This window comes from Paraglaciecola arctica BSs20135, from assembly GCF_000314995.1.
Classification (GTDB): Bacteria; Pseudomonadota; Gammaproteobacteria; order Enterobacterales; family Alteromonadaceae; genus Paraglaciecola; species Paraglaciecola arctica.
This window is the reverse complement of the sequence record NZ_BAEO01000060.1, coordinates 146,924-164,477: the sequence shown is the minus strand read 5'-3', so window position 1 is coordinate 164,477 and position 17,554 is coordinate 146,924. Positions and strand designations below refer to the sequence as shown.

At 39.9% G+C, this 17,554-nt stretch carries 12 protein-coding genes; 7 read left to right on the top strand and 5 right to left on the bottom strand.

Going from position 1 to position 17,554, the window contains the following annotated elements:
* Positions 1–155: 155 nt before the first annotated feature.
* Complete coding sequence (locus GARC_RS20300) at positions 156–1,034, top strand: DNA ligase (protein WP_007623842.1); 879 nt, start codon at positions 156–158, stop codon at positions 1,032–1,034.
* Between the two features lie 175 nt (positions 1,035–1,209).
* Here GARC_RS20300 and GARC_RS20295 read toward each other — a convergent pair whose 3' ends face one another.
* The 3 genes from GARC_RS20295 to GARC_RS20285 all read right to left on the bottom strand — a co-directional run bounded on the left by GARC_RS20295 (position 1,210) and on the right by GARC_RS20285 (position 5,038).
* Positions 1,210–3,465: a xanthine dehydrogenase family protein molybdopterin-binding subunit gene (locus tag GARC_RS20295; RefSeq protein WP_007623841.1), complete on the bottom strand. Its 2,256-nt coding sequence runs from the start codon at positions 3,463–3,465 to the stop codon at positions 1,210–1,212.
* On the bottom strand, positions 3,462–3,959 hold the full coding sequence (locus GARC_RS20290; protein WP_007623840.1) for a (2Fe-2S)-binding protein: 498 nt from the start codon (positions 3,957–3,959) through the stop codon (positions 3,462–3,464). Before GARC_RS20290 ends, GARC_RS20295 begins: the two co-directional genes overlap by 4 nt.
* Positions 3,960–4,336: 377 nt before the next feature.
* Positions 4,337–5,038: a TetR/AcrR family transcriptional regulator gene (locus tag GARC_RS20285; RefSeq protein WP_007623835.1), complete on the bottom strand. Its 702-nt coding sequence runs from the start codon at positions 5,036–5,038 to the stop codon at positions 4,337–4,339.
* A gap of 152 nt (positions 5,039–5,190) precedes the next feature.
* On the opposite strand from GARC_RS20285, the gene GARC_RS20280 reads away from it, so the two are divergent.
* Positions 5,191–7,074, top strand: coding sequence for a hypothetical protein (locus GARC_RS20280; RefSeq protein ID WP_007623833.1), 1,884 nt, complete (start codon positions 5,191–5,193; stop codon positions 7,072–7,074).
* Positions 7,075–7,229: 155 nt separating this feature from the next.
* Here GARC_RS20280 and GARC_RS20275 read toward each other — a convergent pair whose 3' ends face one another.
* Positions 7,230–9,626 (bottom strand): fatty acid cis/trans isomerase, encoded by a 2,397-nt coding sequence (locus GARC_RS20275; protein ID WP_007623832.1) that lies wholly within the window; start codon positions 9,624–9,626, stop codon positions 7,230–7,232.
* Positions 9,627–9,871: 245 nt separating this feature from the next.
* On the bottom strand, positions 9,872–10,651 hold the full coding sequence (locus tag GARC_RS20270; protein ID WP_007623830.1) for a Crp/Fnr family transcriptional regulator: 780 nt from the start codon (positions 10,649–10,651) through the stop codon (positions 9,872–9,874).
* A 334-nt stretch (positions 10,652–10,985) separates the two neighbouring features.
* Here GARC_RS20270 and dnaK point away from each other — a divergent pair, with 334 nt between their 5' ends.
* The 5 genes from dnaK (at position 10,986) to GARC_RS20245 (ending at position 17,540) form a co-directional block, all read left to right on the top strand.
* Entirely contained in the window at positions 10,986–12,893 is a 1,908-nt protein-coding gene (dnaK, locus tag GARC_RS20265) for a molecular chaperone DnaK (protein WP_007623822.1), read from the top strand.
* A gap of 495 nt (positions 12,894–13,388) precedes the next feature.
* Positions 13,389–15,914 carry an intermembrane phospholipid transport protein YdbH family protein gene (locus GARC_RS20260; RefSeq protein ID WP_007623820.1) on the top strand — a complete coding sequence of 842 codons (2,526 nt, stop codon included), beginning with the start codon at positions 13,389–13,391 and terminating at the stop codon, positions 15,912–15,914.
* Positions 15,911–16,093, top strand: coding sequence for a YnbE family lipoprotein (locus GARC_RS20255; protein WP_007623818.1), 183 nt, complete (start codon positions 15,911–15,913; stop codon positions 16,091–16,093). Before GARC_RS20260 ends, GARC_RS20255 begins: the two co-directional genes overlap by 4 nt.
* Positions 16,094–16,113: 20 nt before the next feature.
* Complete coding sequence (locus GARC_RS20250) at positions 16,114–16,437, top strand: YdbL family protein (protein ID WP_007623817.1); 324 nt, start codon at positions 16,114–16,116, stop codon at positions 16,435–16,437.
* 47 nt (positions 16,438–16,484) lie between these two features.
* A complete protein-coding gene (locus tag GARC_RS20245; protein ID WP_007623816.1) occupies positions 16,485–17,540 on the top strand; it encodes a GGDEF domain-containing protein in 1,056 nt (351 codons plus the stop codon).
* Positions 17,541–17,554 lie beyond the last annotated feature (14 nt).

Genomic DNA, 17,554 nt, shown 5'->3' with positions numbered 1-17,554 from the left:
GCCCTTCACTTTAACTCTTCTTTGCTAAAGCTCATTATTTTACAATTGAATTATTAGAAGTGTTAACTCGGAATTAAGGGCTGTCTGAAAAATATCATAAGTAGTAATTTTTACACTAAACTTGAAAGTATTTACCGACATGGAATGCACCAATTATGAACTTGCCTATACACTTTTGTGTTTTGTTAATTATTGTCTTGTTATCTAAGGTTTCAACGGTTTGTTATGCCGATGAGCGCAGCCCTGGCCCAACTGAAAAAACATCTCACCCTCAACAATTAGCCACTTCGTTCCAAGATAACATAGTGGTTAAAGACTACTGGATCAGCGAAAAGTTAGATGGTATTCGCGCCCGCTGGAATGGTTCTTCTTTAGTTACCCGCAACAATAATATTATTCACGCGCCAGCCTGGTTTGTTAAAGATTTCCCACCACAGATTTTAGATGGTGAGTTATGGTTGGCTCGCAACCGCTTTGAAAAAACAGCTTCTATTGTATTGCGTGATACCCCAAGTGAAGATTGGAAAAACATCAAATTTATGCTGTTTGATTTACCTGAACATAAAGGCACTTTTACACAACGTTTGGCTGAGTTGTATGATGTAGCTGCTACCATTGCCCACCCCAATGTCCAAGTGATCCCACAATTCAAACTGGCTAATCAAAGCCAACTAATGGACAAGTTAGATGACCTGGTAGCACAAGGTGCAGAAGGCCTAATGTTACATCACCAAAAGGCTAATTATCAGGATGGTAGAAGCTACAATTTACTCAAGTTAAAAAAACATCAAGATGCTGAAGCCAGAGTAATTGCACATTTTCCAGGCAAAGGTAAATACCAAAACATGTTAGGTTCATTGTTGGTCGAACTGGACAGTGGTTTACAATTTAAGATCGGCTCGGGATTTTCTGATATACAACGACAACAGCCGCCACCTATAGGCACTGTCATCACTTTTAAGTATTACGGCCTTTCAGCAAAAGGTATTCCACGCTTTGCGAGTTTTTTGCGAATTAAACCAGAATCAAAATAAAACGATAGATGTAAATGAGGATAACCTTACCTCAAAGTCAAAGAGACCAAGAGAAAAATAGGTAAAAAAGGGAAATTGTTATTGGTCTTTATGCGGATTGGTATAAGAAACTAAAAAGCCGCTTGGGAGAAACCAAGCGGCTTTTTAAAACCAGTTACCTTTATACCAGCAGGCTTTACGCTTTTAGCTGATCGCCAATGGGTAACTGCCTAATACGCTTGCCACATGCAGCAAAAATGGCGTTACACAATGCCGGGGCGTAAACAGGGGTAGCAGGCTCACCGACACCCGCAGGAGGTGCTTCGCTAGGTATAATTTCCACCTCTATTTCTAATGGAGAATCACTCATGCGCGGCACGCGGTAGTCATGAAAGTTACTTTGCTGTACACGGCCCTTATCGAAAGTAATGCCTTCACTAATAGCAGCAGTCATACCATAAATAGAGCCACCTTGTACTTGGTTGATCACGGTATCGGTATTCACTACCGTACCGGCATCAATGCTTGCCCAAGACTTTATAATTTTCAGTTCACCGCTATCTGAAACTTCTACTTCAACCACTGTGGCCACGTAAGTTAAGAAGCTTCTATGTGCTGCTATACCCAAACCTCGTCCCTTAGGAAGCTTTCTGCCCCAGCCACTCATGTCGGCAGCTTTTTCGATTACGTGGCGTAGCCTACCAATATCTAACGGGTAAGTGGCTTTATCGGCACCGTAGTTATCGTATTGTGCATTTTGCTCAGTTACATCCACAATACGAGCTGGGCCAATGGTTTCCAATAAATAGTCTTTTTGATCGCGGCCTGCTTTGTGTGCCGCTTCCGCAATAAATGACTGAATGGCAAATGCGTGAAAAATATTTGATACCGAACGCATCCAGCCAATACGTGCTTTTGCTGGGGCTTCACCGTTTTCTAACTTCATGTTAGGTGTGTTAATGGGATTATCGGTAAACCCTAAACGTAACTCGAAGCTACCGGGCGCGGTAGCGCCTTCTTGAAAGGTAGAAGCAATAGGTGAAAACGCAGTGCGGTGTAAATACGCTTCTATAGCGCCATTTTTATCTAGCGATGCTTCAATATGTTGAGCCGACACTGCATGGTAAAAGCTATGCTGTATATCGTCTTCACGAGTCCATTGAACACGAATAGCCTGCCCCGTTTTCATTGAAAGGTAAGCGGCTTCTGCTGAGAAGTCGGGCTTCGACTTTCGCCCAAAACCGCCACCTAACATAGTAACCTGGACGTTAATTTTCTCTTTTGGCAGGCCCACCATCGCCCCCACAGTGGCCATATCGGCTTGTGGATTTTGGGTTGCAGCCCACACATCTACCCGATCTTTATAGTACATTGCAGTTGCACAAGGTGGCTCCATAGGCGCCTGGGCTAAATGAGGTGCATAATAATCTGCCACCAGCTTATCACTGGCTTTGGCAAGGATAGTCGCCGCATCTCCTATTTCACGGACCGACGACTGTGGCGAAGAAACAGTGGCGAGTAAGCTCGCCTTAAATGCTTCTGAATTGTAATCGCCATTTTTTCCATCATCCCAAGTCACCGACAATGCTCTGCGGCCTTGTATAGCAGCCCAGGTATTATTGGCAACTATAGCAATACCACCTTTGGGCTGAAATAAAGGTGCACCTTTTGGTGCTGGGATCTCAATAACATCTACAACGCCCTTTATTGCTTTTGCTGCTTTTGCATCAAAACGTTTGACCTTTCCACCAACAACAGGAGGACGCACAATGACTGCAATAAGAGCTTTAGGCTCTAATACATCTGCAGCAAAAATTGCTTTGCCCTTCACTATGTCTTTTAAATCGATATGCTCCATAGCAGTATTGATATATCGCCATTCGCTGCGTTTTTTAAGGAGGATTTTATCTAGCTCTGGTGGTGTAATACTCAAGGCATCATTTACCAATTCTGCGTAAGTTAGCGTTTTTCCTGAGCTATGAGTAACGAGATGCTGCTGTGCAGAACATGAGTCGATAGGCACATTCCAGCGTGTTGCCGCTGCTTGTCGCATAAGGTAACGAACACTGGCGCCCATCTCGCGTAAACGTTGCATATTGTAACGAATACTCCGTGAGCCATCGGTATTTTGGTCGCCATACTTAAGATCGCCCTTGCCCTGAATAACTACGATTTTGTCCCAGCTGGCTTCCATTTCGTCAGCTACAATTTGCGCCAGCGCGGTACGGATCTGTTGACCCATTTCAGAGCGGTGACAGGTAATTTCAACTATTCCATCTGGGCGTAGTGCAACAAATAAATTGGCTGTTTTTGCGGATTCTGATGGTTTGGCAAGTACCCCTGCCATTACTCTAGGGGCAGCGCCAGCAAAGTAAGTGCCAAGCACTAAAACGCCTGCCGCGGCACTAGACTTTAAAAAACTACGACGAGTTAAATCAAAATATTGGCTCATGCTTTTTCACCCTCAGTTTCAGGAATAAAATACTCAACGCCAGCCATGGTTTTGGCCGCAGATTTAATCGCTTTATGAATACGAGGGTAAGTGCCGCATCGACAGATATTGCCCGACATACCCTGCACAATTTCTTCATCTGAAGGGGTAGGATTACTTGCTAGTAAACTGGCAGCTTGCATCATTTGCCCGCATTGGCAGTACCCGCATTGAGGCACTTTATGCTCTATCCATGCTTGCTGTACAGGATGATCACCGTCTTTACTCAAGCCTTCAATTGTGGTTATTTTACTGCCTGATACGGCTGAAACTGGCAACACACAAGAACGCTGTGCTACACCATTAACGTGCACAGTACAGGCACCACATTGTGCCATACCGCATCCGAATTTAGACCCAGTCAGTTGCAATTCGTCCCGTAAATACCAAAGTATCGGGGTAGTAGGATCCCCAGAAAATTCGCGAGTTTCGCCGTTGACGGTAAACGTAATCATAGTTTTATCTCCATAGTCGTAAGTAAACGATAGTCGCTCATTTGGCTTACAATGCTTGTTTAAGTTTGGGTAATGAGTAATGAAAAGGTCGCTATGCATAAGCTGACTAATGACTCGACAACTACTAAAGACCTATAAAACGATTAAGTAGTTTCATATATGTGCGGAAATAAAATAAAGGATACGCCCGCATTATTCAACAAGTATACACCTTGTGAAGCCGCGTAATTTTTAATTTGCTCTGAAGAAACAACACTAATAGATTGTGGTTAACGATTGAAGATTGGCAAGGTAAACAGTTGGTGAGCCACTGGGATTTCCCCAGCATTTATTTAAAAACGTCCTGTTTTAATCCGGCAGATTCGGTGTAACTGCCATTATTGAATATGCTTAAAAAATTCCCCTAGATATTGGTCAACCACAACAAAAGCATCTTTTTTGTATTCAAGTGTAATCTCACCATGTAGATTGATGCTGCGCACAAAAATAGATTTAGTCAACTCAAGACTAATGGTTAGTTTTTCTTCTAAACCTTCAATATCTGCTTTTTTATATAGCAACATGAAATAATTTTTGTACCACAGACCTAATCTAGTGACTCTCGAAACTGAATATTCACGTACGCCTGCAGTGAGAAATACATTTAAAAATAAGATCTCACTCACTTTATCTTGGGTATAAAAATCATAAGCACTTTCAACGATCACCGGTGCAAGATCCTTCCATGACCTTACGTTTATATCTTCAATAATTTCAGGTATTTTCTGGAACACATCCATATAATGTTTCTCTGCCATTACCGCAAATAATGCAGCAATTGAAGGGAAATATTGATATACCGATGAAGGAGGTATTTTTGCAGCTTTAGCAATTGAATAATGACTGACATTATCAATACCTAGACTCAAAACTAGCTCTTCGGAAACCCTAATAATTTCGTTAAATCTAATTTTCCCTCTTTCTTGAACTGGTATTTTTGCTAAATGCAAAGGATTCATAGTGACAGTGGCATGCATTTTTGCCAAAGCGTTTGCCGCTTCCACTGCCGTAGTGCTTTGTGTTATTTCATTGGTTGACATCTACCCCACCTAAAACATGATTAATATCACATTAAATTCAAATACCGACAATTAACATAATTTTCACTTTAAAAACATATTATTAACATCATATTTTTATGATGATAAAATTTCTGCTTAGTTATATCAATGATAAAAATATGGGGAAGACAATGATAAATGTTAAAAAAATTATAACCTGCTTTTTATTTACTTCTGTATTAACGGGGTGTGTTGATGACAACGACAAGGACGAGATTGAAGTTGTTATCGAGCCTCCAAAACTTTCTGCTGGAGCTTCAAGTAAGAGCCTTCTACCGACTGTAAATGGAAGCAGAACCTATCTTGATAATGTTCCTGGCTGGTTAAGTGCTAGTGAAGTTGATGCAAATAATCCAGGCCTATTTATCGCTGACTGGGATCAAGGACAAGTAGATGTAGGCAATGGAGACCCTGATGCATCATGGGTTCATGATGATATTCGTGTTACAACCCTTGCGTTAGATTATGACGGACAAAAAGTCGTTTTGGTCAGTACAGATACCTATATGCATATTGCGGCTGATGTCGATAAAATGATTGCAGATGCTCGAGTAAATATGTCGGATGATTGGGTGGAAGCCAAAATATTATTTCATGCTACTCACAATCATCATGGTCCGGGTACCGCTTTTAGTATTAATGATGATTGGTATCAAATGGCATCTGACCAAATAGCCTTATCAATTCATGAAGCGATTGATGCTATAGAGCCAGCAACCACAAAACTAGCAACTGGTATGCATGGTTATGGCGCTTTTGACCAGCGCGATCCCAGAATTACCGATGATCGTCTAAATGTAATGACATTTAATGCTTTCGATGGCGGAGAATCAATTGCAACTATGGTGCAGTGGGCCAGTCATCCAGAAACAACCTTAGGTTTTGAGCCAGATCCAGCAGCAGTTGATTGTCCAAGTACTGAGGTTAACTGTAATGCTGAAGATAGATATTTCACTGCTGACTTTCCAGGTGTATTGCAACAGCGTTTAAAAGAGTCACATGGTGGTGAAGTACTTTATTTGAACGGTGCTATAGGCGTATTAATTGCAACACTTCATGCCCCTGCATGGGTAGTGACCGACGAACATCCCGTTGGTAATGGTCATGATGTGCCGGAAGGTGCCGCAATGTTACGGGAAGATTGCAGCAGCTATGAATGTAAAAACTTCTTAAAAACAGAGTCTATTGGTCATGAATTATTTAACGCAGTTGTAGCACTTATTGACCAAGCTGAAGAGTTTGATATAAGCGAAATAACAGTCACCACAAACGATTATTTCACTCAGATGTCTAATTTTGGATTTAGCTATTTAGCCGCTACTGGCGGACTAGGTTGGCAAGAACGTGATAGCTATACATGTGAAATTCCATTCTCGGTTGAATCATGTATCAACCATGGTTTTTCTACTATTGATGATCCTGTATTTGGATCCGTATTAGAAGGAAGCGTAACCAAAACACGCTTTACTCGGGTAGATTTTGGTGATGTTGGCATGATGTATATGCCTGGAGAAGTCCCACCTGAACTTGTTATTGGTTTACCAGAGGATTTTTCTGGTGCCAGTGAAAACTATTATTTAAAGTCTGAGTATCATGCAGTAGGTGACGATTATATTATTCCCGGATATTTGTTATCTCTGCCCAGTGAAGACATTACCTTTACTGTTGGTTTAGGTACTGATCAACTCGGCTACCATGTTCCATTAAGTGATTATCGGATATTTTGCCCTGATGATGTACTCGCCTCTTTAGGTGCACCAAGTTGTGCTGAGCTCCATAGCTTTAGCGCGATAGAAGGTGAAAACTGGATTAGTGGTGCAAGATGTAAAGCAGTTACGGAAAAGGATGCAGCTATGTTAGAGGCACTTGGTGCACTTGTTCCTGTAATAGAAGGTATTTGTCGCTACGGGCAAGCATTAGGTAGAGCTGATGAGCATTACCATGAAACTAACTCATTAGGTTGGGATTTGGTTGATGATATGTGGAAAGCAGCGGAATCACTTTATCAAGATTAATCTATAAAGTTAATTCCAGACCTCGTCCTGAAAGGGACTAAGGTTTTTAGATTAAGCCAGTACATCCTATGTACTGGCTTTTTTATACACTTTGGTTTGGCGTCTAAACCGCTTTGGTATTTATCAAGCTACTGCTCCTACCCAACGTTAACCACCTAGCGGTTTTCCAATCTATTATAATCTAACCAACCGCTCTCAATAAGGTTGTGCTGCATAAAGGTTTGGTTAAGCTTATCGCTAAAGGCCCAAAAATCTTTCGCGGTGCGGCGTACGGCAAACTCATCTAGAAAGGCTACATAATCTTGTTCTGTTTTAATTTGTAGGGCCTTAGTCACTAAGCTGGCTAAGTCTGCTTCTTTGACTCGCCAAAATGCATCAGGATAACTACCAAGTAGGCCATGAACTAGCGTGACGTCATCATTTTTCTGATCGCGATTGGCGCCTTCAGAAAATAAGCTATTCACATTGTAGTGAGCACTGTTTCGTACAAGAGTGAATATTTCAGGTTGACCGCTATTATCTAACTCAACCATGATCATACTCAACTCCGGAAGAATCGAAGCACTAATGCCCTTAATCTTGGCTAGTTGCCCTAACAGTGCTTTGCTGTTTTCCCCTAATTTGCTGTCCTGCACCCTAAACAAATTGGGCTGCACCTTTTTTACATGCTCTGCAAAAATACCGTACAACTCTTTTTTATGCTGTTTACTAGTAAATTCTACACCGCTTAATTGTTCAAAGGAGTTCATTCCACCTTCTACAAATTTGGTCAATTCAGGGCCAGCTTTTTGATACCAAGATGCTAACTCTTCGCGACGACTTTGAGGTGGTAAAAAGGCTAAAAAGTTAGATTCCCCTTCCATACGTAGAAAATCCATATATAAACGGGTCAAAAGTTGGTGTCCATAATTACCGTATACATCAAAACCGGCCACCAATAAATAATGAATGCGTTCAAGCAAGGGGTAATCAATCACCCAAGCTGTTTTAGGGGGAGCCCCTATTAAACCTTTAATAACACTAGCATTATCAAAATGGCGAAATACGGTGAGTGTTGCATTGTCATTTTCACCATCGCCATCCCAAATATCATCAGGAGTTAAATGTTTTCCTTCTTGCAACACAGTATTCTCAAAGTTTTTTCTAGCAGAAATATAATCACTTTGACGAGATGCATACTCGAGCCAGGTTACTGCCAGAGCCGTACTTTCTTGTTCTGCCGGAAGGCGCAGATTATCCTGTTGCGACGCGTAAAAGGCATTAACTTCAGGTGCATTTGCTACTTCAGGTTTCACAAAATATACCCAGAAACGATCGTTAATCACGTTGAGTGCCACTTGGCCACGACAAACGGGACCCTTTATGTAACCCATAATGGTATTTTGCGCCCGTTCAAGCATAAAGCGGTAACGAGCATTTACCGGTAATTGAGCAAATGCAGTCAATGGATTAGCCGCGATGGCCGGCTTATAACTGGGTAACTTAGTCACTTCATATTCGGCATCCACAAACCATTTTTGCCATTTGTCCATGAGTTGCTTGTGAATGGCGTAGGGTTGATGGGTTTTAGTGACAATAGTCGACATCACGGGCTGCAAACGGTAATACACACGTTTTACATTAGGCGGATCAAACGGACGACGACTGGCAATAACCTCTATAGGTTTCCCTGTTGGGGTTGTTGAGCGTACCACATTAAAAAACTGTGGTTGGGTATTCGGCTTGCTTAACTCGCTAAAATACAGGTGTGTACTAAAAAGGTGCTCATATATGTAGCGAGCACTTAATTGCATTTTTAGGCTGTCGGCATTTAAGAAGCCCTCTAATTTTCTAACCGCATGTTGTTCGGCTTCAGAAATAGCTGCACGAGCTGGCATATAAGCGCCATTTTCAATCCAGCTCATTAATATATTGTGCTCTGTATCAGTAAGTTCTGGAAGTGCATAGGGCATCCCAGCGAAAGGCTGATCATTTGCATAACCATCAAATTCCTGCACAGTTGGGCATTGTTGAGTGCGATTAATACTGACGTCAAACCTTTCATCTAAAAGTTTATCGTCTGGTAGTGGATGTTGCTGTTTTAGAGTAAGCATTTGTGCCAACACCGATGCTTGTGTATTAGCTATGGGAGTTTGTTTTCGTTCATTAAGAACGGGATAAAAGTCACGTTCTCGCCATTCGGAAGAGCTCAGAGCATCGATAAATAAACGGTTTGGTGTTGCCGCTAAAATACGTGAGCCGTGATAAACCTTTTCTTTATTGGCTCCACGCTCGATTCCCTCTGGGGAACTCATTTTCAACTGACAGGGAGCGTCGTAACAGGCATGACACACTACGCAACGCGATTCAATTATAGGGGCAACTTTATCTTGATAAAAAACAGTAGCTGGGCTATCAATTGAAGACAACTCGGCGCTAGCTGGCGCCCGATTATCGGTACTTTCATCGCCGTATAACTTGTTCAAATCTAGTTTGATGATAGTGGCACAGCCTGAAAGTATCAGAATGACGGCGATGAGTATCTTTACCCGTTTTTTGTGTGTGTTTTGCATAAAAATCCAATGAAGGCAGTTAAAAGCAACAAATTTTTAATGACTAAAAGCAACACAAGCATGGATCGAATAAGATAAATTATTGAGTGTGAGCCGCAATTTTTCCGGAGCAGTTTAACTTGAGAGCCCAATTGACTCAACTTTACTAACTCATGAGGAGCGATTTATTGACAGTTCGTTACTTGTTTTACCCAACTAAGAACAGAGCTTAGTATCTAATCAGTTACTACTTAGTAGATTAAAGATTAACTTTTATTTCGTGGCTGGGAATTCGTAAAAGGTGCATTCGACAAAGTTTGGGTATATTTTGCTTCCTCCTCCAAGGCTTCTAAATCTTTAATGATCAGTTGGTTACGCTTTTTATCTATGGTGCCGTCTTTTTTCCAAAGCTGTAATTGTTTATTCACTATCTGGCGCACAGTTCCAGACATTCGCGCTAAAGTGTCATCGTTTAAACCATTGACTATATGCTGCTGCTCATCTTCTTTGCCGCTGATATAAAACTTAATTTTATTTATATGCTTCAAAATAACACGACTCAATCGAGTGGCCACATTATGTAAAATCAAACTACTGGCTAACTCTTCTTTTTCGCGCATTTTTTGTGCTAAATAAGGCATGAATTGTTTATTAAATTCTGGATAGGTCCACAACCACTGGCGCATAGTCTCAAGTTTAACTGACAGTAATTTTACCGTTGTTAAGGGTGAAACAATCACATCATGAGGTTGATCATCCAACAGCACTATTAGGTCAAAACAGTCGCCGGCATACAACATATCTAAGGTAGCCTCTCTACCTGTTTCAGGATTACTTTGTTTAATTTCTACCTGCCCTTCTATTATCACAAAAAAGCGTTGTGTTAATAAAGCAGAGTTAAAATAGTCTCCTTTATGCCATTCGTTAAGTTGAAATTCTTGTTGGAAATCTCCAATTAACTTTGCCGGTAAATCAGCAAAAATATTAGCTTGTTTAACTAACACCGGGCTGGCTTTGTGAGGTAGATGAGAAATGGTTTTCTCCATAGTGAAAGTATTTTAGGTCTCAGCCTAACAAGTGTTTTTATTCTACCTTGTTGTGACTAGATAACAAAAGCGAATGTTATTTTTCAGTTAACTCCCAGCCCGCTAATTTATTGATTTTTATCTTTAAAATATATTTAAAACAATTTTGTGATTACTGTCATATTTGTGACAGAAGCATTTCTAGCACCTGAGTATTATAGCGCCACTAACCAAACATCCAACGTTAAACCAAGCATGTTAGTCGGTTTATATAAGGTTGTTTATATTGTCAAAGTGCTTATTGGAAAACTGCCATAAAGCATCAGACGTTTTAATTAAATGATAGGTGATTATTATGACTAAGATTATTGGTATTGATTTAGGTACAACAAACTCATGTGTAGCAGTGATGGAAGGTGGCAAAGCAAAAATTATAGAAAATGCTGAAGGTAGCCGCACCACTCCATCAATTGTTGCTTATGCAAACAATGAAACGCTAGCGGGTCAACCAGCTAAAAGACAAGCTATTACAAACTCAAAAAATACTTTATTTGCGATTAAGCGATTAATTGGTCGTAAGTTTGACGATAAAGAAGTGCAAAAAGACATTAAATTAGCACCCTATAAAATTGTCAAAGCAAAAAACGGTGATGCCTGGGTTGAAGTCAATGGTAAAGCATTGTCTCCACAAGAAGTGTCAGCACAAATTTTGCGTAAATTGAAAAAAGATGCTGAAGCTTATTTAGGCGAAACGGTGACCGACGCAGTGATTACCGTACCAGCATATTTTAATGACTCACAACGTCAAGCCACTAAAGACGCAGGTAAAATTGCCGGGCTTAATGTAAAGCGTATTATTAACGAACCTACGGCAGCGGCACTTGCTTATGGCGTAGATAAAAATAGTAAAGCTGAGCAAAAAGTGGTGGTTTATGATTTAGGTGGCGGTACCTTTGATATCTCTATTATTGAAATATCCAATGAAGACGGTGAAAAGCAATTTGAAGTGTTGGCAACCAATGGTGATACGTTCTTAGGTGGTGAAGATTTTGATTTACGTTTAATTAATTACCTAGCTGACGAATTCAAAAAAGACAGTGGTATTGATATTCACAAAGATTCGTTAGCGTTACAACGTATCAAAGAAGCGGCTGAAAAAGCGAAAATCGAGTTGTCATCTGCCATGCAAACCGAGGTGAATTTACCTTACATAACAGCAGACGCCAGTGGCCCTAAACACTTAATCGTAAAAGTGACACGTTCGAAATTAGAGTCATTAGTTGATGATTTAGTAAAAAATACAATCGCGCCGTGCGAACAAGCATTAAAAGATGCAGGTTTAAGCACTAGTGATATTAGCGAAGTTATTTTGGTAGGTGGTCAAACACGTATGCCAAAAGTACAAGAGGCAGTTAAAGCCTTCTTCGGTAAAGAGCCACGTAAAGATGTCAACCCAGATGAAGCCGTAGCTATGGGTGCAGCCATTCAATCAGGTGTATTGTCTGGAACGGTTAATGATGTGTTGTTATTGGATGTCACACCATTATCACTAGGTATTGAAACATTAGGCGGTGTCATGACTAAGCTTATTGAAAAAAATACCACCATACCATCACGGGCCTCTGAGACATTTTCAACGGCTGAAGACAACCAAGCTGCGGTAACAGTACATGTGTTGCAGGGCCAGCGCGAAATGGCAGCAGATAATAAGTCGTTAGGTCAATTTAACTTAACGGATATTAAGCAAGGTCCACGAGGTTCGGTGCAAGTTGAAGTGACGTTTGATATTGATGTGAATGGTATTTTAAAAGTATCAGCTAAAGACAAATCAACGGGCAAGGAGCAAAGCATTGAAATTACTGCTTCAAGTGGTTTAACAGAAGATGAAATTAATCGATTGGTGCAAGATGGTGAACAGCACGCTAGTGAAGACAAACTCAAGCGTGAGTTAGTTGAGCAACGTAACCAAGCCGATCAACTAATCCATACTGTGCAAACCTCAATGACGAGCTTAGCAGAGGATCAGCAAACAGAGCTTAAAACGCTAATTGAGCAACTAAAAATGGCGGTGAACGGTGATGATAAAGCTGCGATTGAAATGCGCCAAAAAGCATTACAAGACGCTTACACTAACATCATGCAAGCTGAGCAATCACAGCAACAAGCTCAATCACAAACGGGTCAACAGCAAGGGCATGCTGCCAGTGATAGCGCTAACGACGATGTGATTGATGCTGACTTTGAAGATGTCAGCAACGGTTAATCGTTAATTAACTAATGATAAGTGGATTTTTACTTAAACCACTTATCAGTACTAAATCAAAACCTCTAATAGTCTTTATTAGGGGTTTTTTATTGCTTAATAAAAAGATATTCACCACAGGGACACAGAGCGCTTCGCTGCACAGAGAAAAGAAAAATACTGATTAAAACCGATCATTTAAATAATAGTTTTTCTTGTTTTTCCTCTGTGCTCTCTGTGTCCTCCGTGGTTCAAATTCTTTTGTTAAAAAGGTCATATGGATCACCGAATACCGCAGACAGAAAACCAAGCAGCGCATAGGTAAAAAAGAGCTAAAAAAAGAGCTAAAAAAATAAATCGATCTTTTATTAAGATTAGCTGCGAAGTTTCAGGGTTTAATAAACGTCTTCAATGTACAATAATTCCAATCCACTGGATTTTAATAACCTGATGTAAACTATCGTTTAATTATATAGTCTGAGGTACAGTGACTATATAAACAACTACAGGAAAGTGATGACAGCATTGTTTTGGCAAAAGCGTCCTAGTAAAAAACTGATCGCAATTTTGTTGTTTGTCATTATCTTGATTACAGCCTTTGTTTTCCGTCGCCCTATTGCCATCAAAAGCATCGAATACTTGGCTCAATCACAGAATTTGCACGTTAACTGTCTAGACTTTTCATTGGATTGGCAACTTAACCTCAATGTTAAACAAGCTTGTGTAACCTTCCCCGCTGGCGAAATTTTAGTTCAAAAAGCCATTTGGCAGCCATGGTCCAACATTTTAAGTATTGAACTGCTAAAAGTTAAACACCTAACTACTGATAACAGTGTGGATAACGAGCCAAAAAAAGAAAATCAAACTACTAGCCTAAATTTACCTACCTCTTTACCCAAATTACGTATCTCAAGTATTGAAATTGACTCTTTTGAATTGCTTCAGCCCTTACACTTAAGTGTGAACACAACTTCAAGCAACGAATGGAGTATCAGCGGTGATCTGAATGCTTCCGTTAAAATGCAACAAAACACTTTAGTTGGCAATCTAGTGTGGAGCTTATCTGATCTCACCAATTGGATACCCCAAGCCCAAAATTTATCACAAGATAATACTGAGTTATTAGCAGAACTTGCATCAGATGAAAGCAAAATAACAACCCTTTTAACCTTTGATGGAAACTTACTTAGCGCAGCTAGCAGCTTAGATATAGCCAGCCGTTTTGATGTTTCAAGTTGTCCTATTGATACTGTTTTTAAAGGTAATGTATTAGTTGGTGTAGACATCAGTAGTCTAAATATCAGTTTGGATTTAAGTCAACTTTCAAACAATGTTTCACTGCTCAACTGTTCGTTAATTCAAGATTATTTTGCAACAGATGATTTACCGAAACTGTCTTTTGTCTTTCCGCAAAAAGTGACTTTAAATAGATCACAAATTAATCTGCCAAAACTACAAATTGTAGATACTCAAAATCCTCTTCGCAGTATCCTGCTTGATGGTTTGAACTATAAAACAACAGGTGAACTTGCAGTAAACTACAACATCTCACTTAAACAGCCTATTAAAACAAAACAAATTCAAGCAGGGATGTTGGACATACAAGCACAAGGCAGAGTTTCTGCTGATGTTTCCGCATTGAATACACCACAGCCAATGAGTTGGGAAATCAGCGACGCTAACAATCGGTTAGTAGTCAACCATTTGCAGATGGACAGGCTGTTTATAGGCAGCCTAACAACTGAATTTACCTTGCAGCATTCTGGTACTAAACCACTTAAAATGCAGGGCACAATAGATAGTTCAGAGATACAAACGGGCGACATTAAACTAGCTAAAACCTCTCACACTTTTGGGATTTCAGGGGCGAGTTTGAATGATTTGCAACTGAGTATAGATAACCAAATTTTGCAATTGGATCACCCCGACGCCAACGTGGGAAATATTAGCAACCACATGGACTTGAATATACAGGAATTGGCAACACTGAGTTTTTCAGGGCACTCAACTGTCACAAATATAAGGGCACAAAACATCAAGTTGCAGCCAATCACTGTTGCTCATCTAGGCCAAGCAAATGTGCCAAACAATACAATATCCAGTCAGCACAAAATTAGCTTAGAACAAGGTTTTTTGATTGAACTAGAGCAACAAAAAACTAAAGCAAAGCTGCTAATTGACCAGCAAGATATGCTTGCCTTAACAAACATAATGTCACAACTGGAAAACGATCTGATTATTGAACAAGGTAATCTGTCGGCCAGTATAGAATTTTCCTTACCTCAAGCAGACCAATCTTTTATCGCACTGGGCAAGGCGGATTTTCAAGGAGTGTCAGCAAAGTACCAAGACTATGTTCTAAATAACATAACTTACCAAACGCCACTCACTTTTGATTCAGCAGGACTTCAGTTAAGCGAATCTACTCTACACATCGATTCTATTGATGTAGGGGTGCCAATTTCACAACTTAAAGCCAATGTTATTGCCAAGGACAGCGTACTTCGTTTAAAGCAGGTTCAGGGCGAGATCTTCAATGGTAGCTTTTCAACCAGTCAATTATGGTTAGATGGAAGAAATCAGCAGGTTTCTATTAATTTCCAGAATATTGATTTGGCTCAGGTTGTGGCACTGCAACAACAACCAGGCATCAAAATTACTGGGAATATTAACGGCGACTTACCATTGATTATCAACAAGCAAGGAATAAGCATAGAAGAAGGCTGGGCTTCGAGTCTATCTGGTGGGAAATTAACTATAGTGGATAACCCCTCCTTTGACTCTATTAAAGCCCAACAACCTGAATTGGCATTGTTGGAAAATCTTGATTTCACCCAGCTCAAAAGCAATGTGAAATTTACCCCAGATGGCTGGATATTTTTTGATTTTTCCCTAATAGGTAACAACCCAGTTAAAAAGCAGGGGGTTAATTTTAATTATAGTCATCAAGAAAATATATTTTCTCTGCTAGAGTCGATACGATTAGTTAAATCAGTAGAAAATAAAATTGAACAGAAAATAACTCAAGGTGAAAAAAAGTGAAAATAACATATTTGGTGCTTGTGGCGATCGGGTTTCTATCTGCTTGTACACACACAGTACAAGTTGAAACCAAAGAGCCAATTACAATCAATATTAATGTGAAAATTGATCATGAAATTCGCGTAAAAGTGGATAAAGAACTTGATGATGTATTTAGTGAAGACAGTAACTTGTTTTAAACCAATTTAGGAAGAATCTTATGAAAAACAAAATAGTTAAATCCCTTATTATTGTTAGCATGCTTTTTAGCAGTATTGCTTTTGCCATAGGCTTAGATGAAGCTAAACAAAAAGGGCTAGTAGGCGAAAAAGACAATGGCTACTTAGGTGTAGTAGTCGCACAAAAAGATGCACAAGATCTCGTCGAGGATATCAATGCTAAGCGCAAAACTGTGTATGCTCAACTCGCAGCAAAAAATGGTATCACAGTTCAGCAAGTAGAAAAGTTAGCGGCCCAAAAAGCTTATGACAAAACCAGCTCAGGTCATTATCTGTGGGTCGGTGGCAAGTGGGTAAAAAAATAGCTTTTAGCTGTATAAAACAAAATGTCATGACCTAACAAGAGAACTATATGCTTAATAGTTTGGAACAAAATGTTCAATATCGGCGTAGTGTCATGCGTGTATTGTTATTGCTTACCATGGTAGGAGGGGTGATATTTTCCATTCTTAACATATATCGCGGACTTTGGTCATTGGCGGCAGTCGAGTCGGTGTTTGGCTTATTTGCATTTTTTTTATGGCATAGAATTATGCAAACCATGCACTTACAGCGTTGGGTTACCATTTATTTGTTACCGCTTTTCTCCGCTATGGTGTATGCCATGTATGTGCCTAATTCGGCAGGCTCCATATTTGTTTGGATATTAACTATTCCAGTAATTTCGTATCTTTTAATGGGTAGAAAACAAGGTTTTTGGGTGTCACTATTTTTTATTATCAGTGGCATAACAGTGTACCACTTTCGCTTTATAGAAGGTGATATAGCAATAAATATAGCTAATTCACTGAACATTATTATTAGCGTTTGTGTCATAACCTCATTGGCTCATGTATATGAGGTAAATAGAGAAAAAAATGAAGAGCGCCTACTCGACCTGGCGGGTACCGACAAGTTAACTGGCTTAGGTAATCGCATGAAACTAGCAGAAACGTTTACACTTTATGCTGAATATGCAAAACGCCATAAATCCCCTCTTGCTGTGGTACTTTTTGATCTCGATTTTTTTAAAAAAATTAATGATCAACATGGCCATCATGTTGGCGATGCAGGTCTGCGCTATATTGCTAACTTTATTCAAGCAAGAGTCAGAAAAACTGATTTATTGTCTAGATTTGGTGGAGAAGAATTCGCGTTATTAATAGCCGGCTCTAGTGAAGTAAATTGTTTTAAACAGGTAGATTCAATCAGACAAGAGCTAGCAGATACACATTTTACTCACGATGATATCACCCTCACTATTACCGTCAGTGCTGGCATGGCGATGTATGGAAAAGATGGAGATAATCTCGAAGCACTATTATTAAAAGCTGATCAACGTTTATATCAAGCTAAGGACAATGGTCGAAACTGTGTGGTTGACTCAAATAATCAGCAAGCAATCGAAGCGACACTGCAAACACAGTAAATTAAATGGGCTAG